8 protein-coding genes and 4 tRNA genes are annotated in these 12,320 nt (G+C 43.5%); 9 read left to right on the forward strand and 3 right to left on the reverse strand.

Features of this window, described 5'->3' with window-relative positions:
• The 3 genes from EI161_RS11075 to EI161_RS11085 form a co-directional block, all read right to left on the reverse strand.
• On the reverse strand, positions 1-292 hold a 292-nt coding region (locus EI161_RS11075), incomplete at its 3' end, for a helix-turn-helix domain-containing protein (RefSeq protein ID WP_192529568.1).
• Between the two features lie 253 nt (positions 293-545).
• Positions 546-3,440 carry a DNA polymerase I gene (gene polA, locus EI161_RS11080; protein ID WP_225735352.1) on the reverse strand — a complete coding sequence of 965 codons (2,895 nt, stop codon included), beginning with the start codon at positions 3,438-3,440 and terminating at the stop codon, positions 546-548.
• A 295-nt stretch (positions 3,441-3,735) separates the two neighbouring features.
• Positions 3,736-4,149, reverse strand: a complete 414-nt coding sequence (locus EI161_RS11085) for an Ohr family peroxiredoxin (RefSeq protein ID WP_192524452.1) — start codon at positions 4,147-4,149, stop codon at positions 3,736-3,738.
• A gap of 280 nt (positions 4,150-4,429) precedes the next feature.
• On the opposite strand from EI161_RS11085, the gene EI161_RS11090 reads away from it, so the two are divergent.
• From EI161_RS11090 to EI161_RS11130, 9 genes are all read left to right on the forward strand, one after another.
• The gene (locus EI161_RS11090; RefSeq protein ID WP_192524453.1) at positions 4,430-5,347 is read left to right on the forward strand and encodes a hypothetical protein; all 918 of its coding nucleotides are present in this window, start codon (positions 4,430-4,432) and stop codon (positions 5,345-5,347) included.
• A 203-nt stretch (positions 5,348-5,550) separates the two neighbouring features.
• Entirely contained in the window at positions 5,551-7,146 is a 1,596-nt protein-coding gene (locus EI161_RS11095; protein ID WP_192529569.1) for a peptide chain release factor 3, read from the forward strand.
• 201 nt (positions 7,147-7,347) lie between these two features.
• A complete protein-coding gene (locus EI161_RS11100) occupies positions 7,348-8,202 on the forward strand; it encodes a DUF3298 and DUF4163 domain-containing protein (RefSeq protein ID WP_192529570.1) in 855 nt (284 codons plus the stop codon).
• 82 nt (positions 8,203-8,284) lie between these two features.
• Entirely contained in the window at positions 8,285-9,439 is a 1,155-nt protein-coding gene (locus EI161_RS11105; protein ID WP_192524456.1) for an FHA domain-containing protein, read from the forward strand.
• 151 nt (positions 9,440-9,590) lie between these two features.
• The gene (locus tag EI161_RS11110; protein ID WP_192524457.1) at positions 9,591-11,087 is read left to right on the forward strand and encodes an anthranilate synthase component I family protein; all 1,497 of its coding nucleotides are present in this window, start codon (positions 9,591-9,593) and stop codon (positions 11,085-11,087) included.
• Positions 11,088-11,269: 182 nt separating this feature from the next.
• Positions 11,270-11,345: transfer RNA gene (locus EI161_RS11115), tRNA-Thr, on the forward strand.
• Positions 11,346-11,418: 73 nt separating this feature from the next.
• A tRNA-Tyr gene (locus EI161_RS11120) sits at positions 11,419-11,502 on the forward strand.
• 85 nt (positions 11,503-11,587) lie between these two features.
• Positions 11,588-11,661 (forward strand) — tRNA-Gly (locus tag EI161_RS11125).
• Between the two features lie 118 nt (positions 11,662-11,779).
• A tRNA-Thr gene (locus tag EI161_RS11130) sits at positions 11,780-11,854 on the forward strand.
• Positions 11,855-12,320: the final 466 nt, after the last annotated feature.

Consider the following 12,320-nt stretch of genomic DNA (forward strand, 5'->3'; position numbering starts at 1 on the left):
CACCATGAACTCCGGCTATTTGTTCAGGACTCCAGCTGTCTTTTAGCTTATCTGTGACCCAATCCCATACATCAGCGATGATAGTGAAAGCATTGTTAGAGCGTCTGTCACAAGCCTTGTTATTAGCATGATTAGCTCGGTAACCTCGAAGGCTTTTATTGCGTCTGATCTCTCTTGATATGGTGCTAGGACTTCTTCCTAATGTGTCAGCTATAAATTTAATACTATGTTCTGCCCCTATAAGGGCATAAATCTGGTATCGTTCCCCTAGGCTTAGATGTGTATAGTTCATGGTTGCAATCTCACTTTGGTCGGTGGATAAAGACTTTGATGCTAGCGCATCTAGGTCTTTTTTTCACCTCGCATTTGGTATTGCACTTCATGTGTTAATCTAAGGAATAAAAAGTGAGCGCAAAGGCTCACTTTAGACCGAAACTTATCCCATTATATACAACTTAATGGTTGGTTATTATAACGCCAGTATGTACTTTATGTTGTTAGTTAATATAACCAATTAGTCATGGATTGCCGTTAACGTAGCGAGCCTAATGGGCTTCATCCCAATTCTGACCACTATCTGTTTCGACCAATAGCGGCACAGCAAAGTCGACAGTCCAGCCTTTTTCAACAGCTGTAGCTTTCAATACATCTTGCATCGCGTCGGTAATCAATTGACTGATTTCATCGACCTTATCTGCATCGACTTCAAACACCAGTTCATCATGGACTTGCAGCAGCATTTTTGCTTGCTCTTTTGGCAGCACTTTATCGACGGCAATCATCGCCAGCTTAATCAAATCAGCAGCGGAGCCTTGTAGTGGAGCATTAATCGCCGCGCGCTCAGCGCCTTGTTTGACCATACGGTTGCTATGGGTGATATCAGGTGTGTAAAGTTTACGACCCAATATCGTCTCGACATAGCCTTGCTCATGAGCACTGGCGCGAGTATTAATCATATAATCTTTCACACCGGGGTAACGCTCAAAGTACATATCGATATAGTCTTGAGCCTCACTGCGGCTCATCTGTAACTGCTTGGCAAGTCCAAAGGCACTCATACCATACAGCAGACCAAAGTTAATGGCTTTGGCATTACGGCGCTCGGTTGAGGTAACCTCCGCGACATCCTTACCTAATACCTCAGCAGCAGTGGCTGCGTGAATATCCAAGCCTTCATTGAAGGCGTCAGTCAGGTTTTTATCCCCTGAAAAGTGCGCCATCAAACGCAATTCAATTTGTGAGTAATCCGCTGCCAAAATAACACGACCTTCTGGGGCGATAAAAGCTTGGCGAATCAGACGCCCAGTGGCGGTACGAATCGGAATGTTTTGTAAGTTAGGATCCGTCGAAGATAAACGTCCAGTGCTGGTCAGCGCTTGATGATAGCTGGTATGTACGCGGTCAGTCGCGGCATCTGCGACATTATCCAGCGCATCAGTATAGGTGCTTTTAAGCTTAGACAGCCCACGATATTCTAGGGTGATATCGACTAATGGGTGGTCGATTTTTGATAATACCGCTTCACCAGTAGAGTACTGACCAGACTTGGTTTTTTTGCCGCCAGCAACGCCTAGCTTTTCAAATAGCATCTCACCAAGCTGCTTTGGTGAGCCGAGATTAAATTCTTCACCAGCCAGCTCATAAGCCTGCTTTTCAAGTGCAATGATTTCTTCGTCAAAACGTTGCGATAGCTCGTTCAAAAATGAGCGTTTGATTAAGATACCGCTTGCTTCCATTTGGCACAGTATCTCTGCCGTTGGAATTTCCAGATCCTGTAGCAATTTAGCGTTATTGGCATCGTTAGCCAGCTCGACGCTGAACACCTCAAACAATTGATAAGTGATATCGGCATCTTCGCAAGCATAATCGCTGGCGATATCGATGGCCACTTGATCAAAGGCGACTTGTTTAGCGCCTTTACCCGCGACATCCTCATAGCTGATGGTTTGGGTTTGTAGATAATGACGCGCCAAATCATCCATACCGTGACGGGTGATCGCTGCATTGATGACATAGCTGGCAAGCATGGTGTCCATCGCCCAGTTATTAGGACTGGAATGAATAGCACCGACTAAATCGATATCATAAGTACTAAGAATATGAGCGTCATACTTTAAGTGCTGACCAATTTTGCCGATTTGTGGGTTTTCTAAAATGGGCTTTAAGCGTGCCAATACCGTTTCGCGGTCGAGTTGCTTTGCCGTTAGTTCGTCGTCTTCTAAGCGGTGAGTCAGCGGTACATAATAAGCTTCATGTGCTTGCACCGCAAACGATAGACCGACGATTTGTGCCTCGCGCCAATAGACGCTGGTGGTTTCGGTATCAATGACAAAATGCGGCGCCGCTTCTAACAGTTCAATCAAACTGTCAAAGGCTGGTTCGTCAAGGATGGTGTGCCAGGCTTTATTATCATTTTTACTGTCTTTGATATTATCAATCTTGGTCGATTGCAAAGATTTAGCGATTTGTGCTTGTGATTCAGCATCCGCTTGGCTGTCAGCGACACTTTGCGAGCCATTAGCGTTGGCTGGATGGTTTGGGTGATCGAGAGAGGCCAGCTCGTTTCTAAACTCAAGCTCGTTATATAACTCGCGTAACTCATTTATATGAGCACTCGGATCGGTATTGATTTTTAAATCGTTCCAGTCTTGACCGATGTCTAGGTCCGTGACGATGGTCGCCAGTTTGGCATTGAACGGGATATCATCGGCGTGCTCGATTAAACCCTTGGCACCGCGACCTTTAATAAAGCCGATGTGCTTGAGCATATTGTCGATATCACCGTATTCAACCAGTAGGTCTTTCGCGGTTTTTTTACCGATACCAGGCACGCCTTTGATGCCGTCAGAGGCGTCACCCATCAAGGTCAAAAAATCAATCATTTGGTTGGGATTAATACCAAATTTATCGATGACAGCTGCGGTGTCGGTTACTTTACCGGTAAAGCTGTCTTCCAGTATCACGCAGTCATTGACCAGCTGCATCATGTCTTTGTCACCCGTTGAGATGACCACGTGATGACCTTGTTCAACCGCGCGATGGGCTAGTGTCCCGATAATGTCATCAGCTTCTGCACCTTCGATGCGTAACAGCGGAAGACCTAATGCCGTCACCAAACGATGGATATAAGGAATTTGTTCTACCAGCTCTATGTCGATGGGCGGACGGGCGGCTTTATAATCAGGTGACATATGATGGCGAAAGGTCGGTGATTTGGTATCAAAGCAGACCGCCATATGGGTCGGGTGATAACGGCGCATTAGCTTTAGTAGCGCATTGAGCGTGCCACGGATGGCGTTGGTTATCAGACCTTGCGAGTTTTGCATAGTTTTGGGTAGGGCGTGATAAGTGCGAAATAGATAATAAGAGCCATCAACCAAAATAAAGGGAGGCTGGTCTTTGTCGACGTGACTGGTGTCCATGGTCGCTACATTGGGCATGGTGTCGAAGTTTGGCAAGTTTTTAGGATCGAGTGCTTGATGGGAATTGTGGTTACTGTCTGAAGTAGGGTCGGTCATATGGTCAGTCATAAAAGTCACTTATCAGCTATTAGATAAAAATATACGCTTATTATAGCGATAAAATCAGTGTGTGCCGAATCGCTTAAAAATTACGATGTGTACGAGCATTAATGATACTCATCATTAAAATAAAAATAGCTCAATGAGACAAAAAAAGAACCCAGCGCTAACTGAGTTCTTTTCTTTCTTTACCGATACCATCATTATTAAGGACTTATTTTACCTCTGAAGTCACTTCACTATCGATATTGCCGTGGGTGGCTTTAGAGTATGGGCAAACTTTATTGGCTTTTTCGACTAACTTTTGGAACTCATCAGCAGACAATTCTGTATTTTCACCAATCACGTGAATCTTCACTGCTAATTGAAAATCTAGACCGTCGCCTTTCATGAGATCTACCGATACTTCAGTCGTAGAATCAAACTTTGCTTTTTCTTCGCCTTTCACTGCAGCAAGCGCGCCATCAAAGCAAGCGGCGTAGCCCATGGCAAATAACTGCTCTGGATTATTACCGTCTTTACCAGAACCGGGTGCAACCATATTAATCGTTAAATCACTGTCTTGAAGACTGGCATTACCGGTACGACCGCCGGTAACCGTGCCTTTAGTAGAATATAATGTTTTCATAACACATCCTTTGTTGTTGGTTTTTTATATTGAAGTAGTCACTTATATGATGCTATTTAGCATAGCAAATAATCAGTTTGGCGCAAGGGCTCCGTAGTAAGCATATACTGTAAGTTTGTAAGTGAGCCTTGCATAAAATTATCTAGATTGAGCAAACCACCGCCATGAAAACCTAACGGGTATAAGTAATAAGCATATTAATGTAAACTAATGATTTAGACACTCGTAGTAAAACCACCAAAATAGGTGATAAAAATCTTAATTATAAAGGCGTTTTCTAATGGATTGTTCGTTGAATAAACTGATTGTTTTACCCGGTATTTTCTCTTTAATGGCTTTGGCCCTTGTCGGCTGCGGAGAAGAAGACAATATTTATGGGTCGGGCAGTAGTAACAAGATTACCTTGACCAGTTTTGCCAACAGTTATGACAGTCAGGCGAACGAGAGTGCGATTGCGCGTATTGATGAGACCTACCGTAGTGGCGCGCGTGAAATCAAGCAAAAAAATATCGTTAATAGTTATAGCAACCAAAGCCTGAATACCTTAGATAGAACGGTGTTGGCTGATAACTTCGAAGGTCGTCTGGAAAATAAAGATATTGAAGTTAATGGCCGCACGGTCAGACGGCCTATTTATGAAGAAAACAGCAATAATAAATTAAACTACGAAACCACTTATAAAACGCTTGATCTGTCAGGTGTGCAGGCGAACAGTTATAACGCTGGCAGCAATATCAATAACAGTCGTGGTATTGTCACCGACTTAAACAATTATTCTAATATTCCAACCAATGCAGAGTTTCCCACAGGCTCGGTCTGCTATATTCCAGTGGTTAAAAGCGAGCGCTCGTTTTTAGCATTCAATGAGAAAAACAAGACGGGATACTCATCACTTAATAAATGGGTGGATGCTGCCGAAGAACGTTTCAGCGACAATAGAGAGGTCGGGACGTATGAGTTTGGAGTTGGATTTGGCAATAAACACAAAGCGGCGCAAGTGACGTTTTTTGAGTACAAAAATCAGCCTGCGTATCAGTACAATGGTGTCGAGTATAGCAATGAAATCTACGAGGCCAATTATGTGGCCAAAGGCAGTACCGATCCGAATACCAACAGTTTTCGCGGTGTGGTAGATTGCACGATAGTCAATGAGGTGGCAGGAGATTTCTTAACCGATCAAATCAAGCGCTATTATTAATAGTTATGCTATAGGTCTTCATATTAAAAAGCTGACAGCACTCTCTTGAATAGAGAGTGTTTTTTTATGCGCTAATTCTGCACCCTGCCGCTAAATCCGCTACAATAAGCCCATTATTTATTCTATTTATTGAAATTACTGCCTAAAAGAAAGTTACTGTCTAAAAGACAGACTTTTTAAAGTTAAGGTTGAAGCCAAAAATTATGAGTGTAGATTCAAAGAAATTAAACCAAGAAGTCGCCAAACGCCGTACCTTTGCTATTATCTCGCATCCCGATGCGGGTAAAACCACCATGACTGAAAAACTACTGTTATGGGGTCAAGCCATTCAGGTGGTAGGTGAAGTTAAAGGTCGCAAAACCGATCGCCATGCGACGTCAGACTGGATGAGCATGGAGCAAGAGCGTGGTATTTCGATTACCACCTCGGTCATGCAGTTCCCTTATAAAGACCATGTGGTCAACTTATTGGATACACCAGGTCACGCCGATTTTAGTGAAGATACCTATCGTACTTTGACCGCCGTCGACAGTGCGCTGATGATGGTCGATGGGGCAAAAGGGGTCGAAGAACGAACCATCAAACTGATGGAGGTGTGCCGGATGCGCGACACGCCCATTATTTCGTTTATTAATAAACTCGACCGTCAGATTCGTGAGCCGCTTGAGCTATTGAGTGAAATCGAAGCCGTGTTAAAAATCAAATGTATTCCAGTGACTTGGCCGATTGGTATGGGGCAGGATTTCGTTGGGGTTTATCATTTGACCGAAAACAGAACTTATCTGTATGAAAAAGGTCATGGCGGTGAAATTACCGTGGCTGAAACTCGCGAAGGTTATGATTATCCTGATATCCGTGAGCGTCTCGGTAAGCTGATGTTTGATGCCTTTGAAGAGTCGCTTGAGCTGGTGCAAATGGCGCTAGAGGATTTCAGTGTCGAAGCCTTTTTAGCGGGCGAGATGACGCCTGTATTGTTTGGCACAGCCCTCGGTAACTTTGGTGTCAATATGGTGCTTGATACGCTAGTGAAGTATTCACCACCGCCAAAAGCCCATCCAACCAACGAGCGGGAAGTAGCGGCAACAGAAACCAATTTTAGTGGTTTTGTGTTTAAGATTCAGGCCAATATGGATCCGCGTCACCGTGACCGTATTGCTTTCTTACGTGTCTGTTCAGGCAAGTACGAAAAAGGCATGAAAATGAAGCACGTGCGTTTGGGCAAAGACGTACGTATTGCCGATGCCTTGACCTTTTTGGCGGGTGACCGTGAAGCATTAGAAGAGGCTTATCCGGGTGATATTATTGGTTTACACAATCACGGTACGATTTCTATTGGCGATAGCTTTACCGATGGTGAAGAGCTGAACTTTACTGGTATTCCGCATTTTGCGCCTGAACTGTTCCGCCGTGTGGTGCTCAAAGACCCGCTGAAATCGAAAGCCTTACAAAAGGGTTTGCAGCAGCTTAGTGAAGAGGGCGCAACACAGGTATTTATGCCGCAGATTAATAATGACTTAATTTTGGGTGCGGTTGGTGTGCTACAGTTTGAGGTCGTCGCCCATCGCCTGAAAGAAGAGTACAAAGTTCAATGTATTTTTGAGCCAGTATCGATTGCTACAGTGCGCTGGATTCACTGTGATGATGAAGTGGCGCTAGCGAAGTTTAAGAAGAGAGCCCACGACCAGTTATCGATAGATGGCGGTGGTTATTTGACCTATCTTGCCCCTTCACGAGTCAACTTGCAATTGATGCAAGATCGCTACCCAGAAGTGACCTTTAGCAATACCCGCGAGCACTAAATTACTATTTTCACTATGCCGTTTATCTTTTAAGACACGCCAGCCGTGTCTTTTTTATTAGCTATGGTTTACGTACGACACTATAAAAAGGAGCGTTCAGGAGACGATAGCCTCATAAAAACACAAACAGTGTTCCTACAATACAGAGTGGTTGTTACGGTAGAATATCAATAAATCTTATCTGTATAATAAAGAGGCTATATGAAACCTGTCACCCAACCTCATACTCATAAGTCAGAACTATCCAAGCAATTAGCTTTGAGGACTGGCTGGCTTCGTCTAGCCTCTCTATTGGGTAGTGGAGTGCTACTTGGCACATTGAGCTTGTCAGCACATGCTGGCAGTCTAATTAGTCACACCGATTATTTGGATTATGAATTGCCTAAAGAAACACAAGAAAAATGTGTAGAGCGTGAAAATTGTCCAGATATTGAGATTAAATACCTCAAAACCAATCACCAGTGGATAAATGCGATCACCAACGAGCGTATCAATCATTTAGTCGTCAATAGCAAGCCCACTGAATCCGCACCCATTACTTCCAAGAGTAACCAAGCAGACGTTAAAGCTGCTATTGATGATTTTGTCACCTCGCAGTTTGCTGATTTACCCGAAGACAGCGTATTTGTTTATAATTTAATGGTGACGCCTGAATACTTAGGTCACGTCAACAATTTAGAAACCTTTGAGATAAACTCTTACGTCTTTACCGGTGGCGCTCACGGCATGCCTTATAGTGAGTATTTGGTATTTGATCAAAAGTCCAAAAAGCAAATTCAGCTGGCAGACATGCTACAACCTGGCAAAAAATCAAAATTCAAAGCATTGGCCTATAATGCTTATAAAGACTGGGTGAAAACGGTCGATGAAGACGTCGCCAGTTATGAGAAAAACTGGCCGTTTACCCTCAGCGATAATATCACCGTGACCGACAAAGGCATCGATATTCGTTATCAGCATTACGCGATTGGTCCATATGCTTATGGCATGCCGGTGCTTAGTATTCCCTATAGCAAGCTTAGTGGCGTTATCAAACCCCGATTTATTGCTAAATAATTAAGACAATAACACCATCATATTGACGATAATAATTTAACGAAAACCATTGGATATTTTATAAAAAATAAGGAGTGATAGCATGACGAACCCTACAGGTAAGGTAGATACAGCAGTAACGAACACGTGGCAGCTTAATGCTTTGACAGAAGCGTTGGGTGACTTGACTTTGACGGTCGATGACAGCTTGTCTGTCGGACGTGGTAGCGATAATGATGTGGTGCTCGGTAGCAAACAAGTATCGCGTAATCATGCGCTCCTGAGCGTATTGGACGGTCAGTTATATGTCAAAGATTTGGACTCGTCCAATGGTACATTTATTAATGAGCAACGTATCGAAGGCAATAAATCGAGTTTGTTGCAAGTGAATGATAAGATTGGTTTTGCAAGCTTTAGTTTTCAGGTAAATGTGCCTGTTGCTGCTACCGAGCCTGAGGTACTGCAACCAGTAACCACTGCTGAAAGTGCAGCGGCTAGTATGGATACTGACACTGAGGTATTGGCCGCTCAGCCCGTTGCTGAAGAACCTTTTATTGAAGAGGCCGTTATTGAAGAGCCCATTATTGAAGAACCTACTGCTGAAGAGCAGGTTATTAAAGAGCGCGCGGTCAACCAAGCTCCTGTGACAGAAACGGAATCTGCAACTAACGAATCGGTAGTGAAAGAAACAGGCATTGAAGAAGTTCTACAGACGGCAGATAATGTGGAAGCTGACCCTGTTGACACTGTATCTAAGACAGCAGACCACCTTAACACAAGCGCCCCGACGACCAATACCACTCAATCGCCTGATCCACAGCCACAAGAGCCGGTTATTAAAGAAACAGGTATTGATGAAGTTTTGTCATCTGCAGAAGCCGTAGAGGTAGAAACAGAAACAGCACCGCTAGCAGCAGCTAATAACTCGCCAGCAGTGGAGCAGCCAGTTGTACGTGAAGAGCCAGTTGTGCAACCTGAGCAGGATAAAACCACGAAAACCGCCCTGCAAGAAGAAGCGGATCCTGATGTGTTACGAGCCAAGCAAGCGGCTACTGCACAGTTTTCAGGCACGGCCAATCTAGGACAACCTCGGGATCTTGGTACCGAAGGTAATAACGCAATGGATCAGGCCATCAGTAATCCAGCGACTGCGAAACCAGCAGAGAAAAAGCCCAGCGGTAGTTGGTTTATATGGATATTTGTGGCCATTATCATTATTGGATTGGCGCTGTGGTTATTTAACATGGGCGGCGCGTAACCCCGTTTTCTAATACTTTTCACAGTTAGACTGTGAGAGTTTTTTCTATAGCGTCAACATTCAATAGAGTGTTGACGCTATATTGTATCTGTACCTTCACTGTTATTTTACTGTTTTTATTTTGACCAGTATCTTGTTAGAGAGCATTACTATGATGACCTTTGAGGAATATCAAGCGTTTAAAGACCGTGGCTTTAGTCATGCACCACTGATAAAAAAACGTCTCATGGATGCACAGACGCCAGTATCTGTATTTTCTAAAGTACGTGATTTAAATGGTTCCGCGTATCTCTTTGAGTCTGTCGTAGGCGGTGAGCGCTGGGCACGATATTCGATGATTGGCTTGGGTAGTGATCTTATCTTGCAGTATGCAGATGGTCATATGACGGTCAAAGACAACGACAATATTGATGTAAATGCAGTAGAAGACCCGTTTGACTATATTCGTAAACTGATGGCGCAGTATAAGATGCCAACGGCAGAGGATATAGCGACATTACCGAGCTTTAGTGGCGGTTTGGTCGGCTACTTCGGTTACGACATGGTACGTGTTATTGAGCCAAGCGTGGGTTTGTCTGATGCGCCCAACCCAATATCAATGCCAGACATGTGGTTGATGCTCTCAATGAGCGTGATTGTTTTTGACAGCTTAGAAAACACTTTGTCTATCATTGTTTATGCCGATTGTAATACCGAAGATGGCTACAGTAATGCCATCCGTGAGCTAGAAAAAATAGAAGATAAACTAGCAGAAATGCCAAATTTGAGCGCTCCCGTGATGCCGACGCCGACGTTTACCTCACAAACAGCTTTGGAGGCATACAGTAACGATGTCAATAAAATAAAAGACTACATTTCAGCGGGCGATGTTATGCAAGTTGTCCCTGCTCAGCGTTTGACCGCTGATTATACTGGCGACTCACTGGCTGTTTATCGCGCCCTACGATTTTTAAATCCCTCACCGTATCTGTTTTTGGTACATGGTTATACGCTAGATGACCATAAGCGTTTTGATATCATTGGGGCATCACCTGAGATACTATCGCGGGTTGAGGATAGTAAAGTCACCGTACGACCATTGGCAGGCACTCGCAAGCGTGGTCGAGATACAGCGGAAGACTTAGCGCTTGAGCAAGAATTGCTTAATGACGAAAAAGAGATAGCGCAGCATCAAATGCTCATTGATTTGGGTAGCAATGACATTGGCCGCGTTTGTGAGCATGGTAGTGTCGAAGTTACTGAAAAGATGTTTATCGAGCGCTATTCACAAGTGATGCATCTTGCTTCTAATGTTGAGGGGACAATACTGCCTGATAAGGATGCACTGGATGTTTTTTGCGCGACCTTTCCTGCGGGCACGTTATCAGGCATACCCAAAATCCGCGCCATGCAAATCATTGATGAGATAGAGCCAGTACGTCGTACAGTCTTTGGCGGCGCGGTTGGTTATCTGGGCTGGCATGGAAATATGGATACCGCCATTGCTATACGTACTGCAGTCAGGCGTCGTGGAAAAATCCATATCCAAGCAGGCGCTGGAATCGTCGCCGATTCTGTACCAGAAACAGAATGGGATGAAACCCACAAAAAAGCGTTGGCACTAATAAAAGCGGTGAAAATGGCGTGCAATGGTTTGCGTATTCGTTGAGTATTTAATAAAGAAAGCAGTTGTACATAGTAAAGACCTCAAAAGTGGTTATTTTTATTATAAAAAAATAGCAGCATAATCAACTCCTTGAGGATTATTATGAAAATAATCGCAAAAAAGATAAAAAAGGGCTTGCGTCTTTCAAAAAATTTGATAGAATAGCCACCACTTTGAGAGAACAAGCCGACTTAGCTCAGTTGGTAGAGCAACTGACTTGTAATCAGTAGGTCGCCAGTTCGATCCCGGCAGTCGGCACCATTTATCTTTTCTTTCAAAGTAGCTTTTTATGAAATTGTCTTAAATTAAGTCATTTTTGTTCAAAGCAACCTAAGGTGGGATTGGGGAGCGGTCAAACCCAACAGACTGTAAATCTGTCGCGAAAGCTTCGAAGGTTCGAATCCTTCTCCCACCACCATATTTTTTATAAGTTTGTCATAGCGCCAAGCATACTCTATATACTTAACGACTCTCGATTAGAGTCTCTTTGCATAAGAGTAATTGCGGGTGTGGTATAATGGTAACACCTTAGCCTTCCAAGCTAATGACGCGGGTTCGATTCCCGCCACCCGCTCCATATAATCACTATCGCAAAAACTATCAACAATTCATCACGACAGTCAGTTTATTAGTGCTGTATCGTGATATTTTTTTTAGTAACCCTACGGGTTGTTTACTGTAGTTATTAAAAGCCTGCTCATATAGCTCAGCGGTAGAGCACTCCCTTGGTAAGGGAGAGGTCTTGAGTTCAATTCTCAATATGAGCTCCATTTATTATTTCAGCTTTTTTACTGCATTTATATAATTTTGCGTCGATATCGAAATTACAGAATATTGAAAAATACAAAGTTAGTGTGGCAGGTAACAATTCAAAGGTGACACTGAGGTGTTGCCTTTTAGTGCTGTCAATTTATTAATGCACTACAGTAAGATAAAGTCGTGCAACAGCGTAACGATATAATACCTTGCAATGTTCAAGAGATTGAAAAGCAAGTATAATGTCGCTATCTATTCTATGGGCTATAGAAGGTAAATGCATAGATAGATAATAGTAGAGCGACAAAATATTTTTAGTAGATAAGCCATAGCGTCAACGGTTTGATGGTTTTACATGCATCATGAGCCGTCAAACAGCTATTTACCGATCTTGCTGTTTATTACTTTTTAAGCATAAAGATTCACCAAAAAAAGAGGAAATACCCATGGCAAAGGCCAAGTTTGAACGCAACAAGCCAC

This window comes from Psychrobacter sp. FME5, assembly GCF_014861375.1.
Classification (GTDB): domain Bacteria; phylum Pseudomonadota; class Gammaproteobacteria; order Pseudomonadales; family Moraxellaceae; genus Psychrobacter.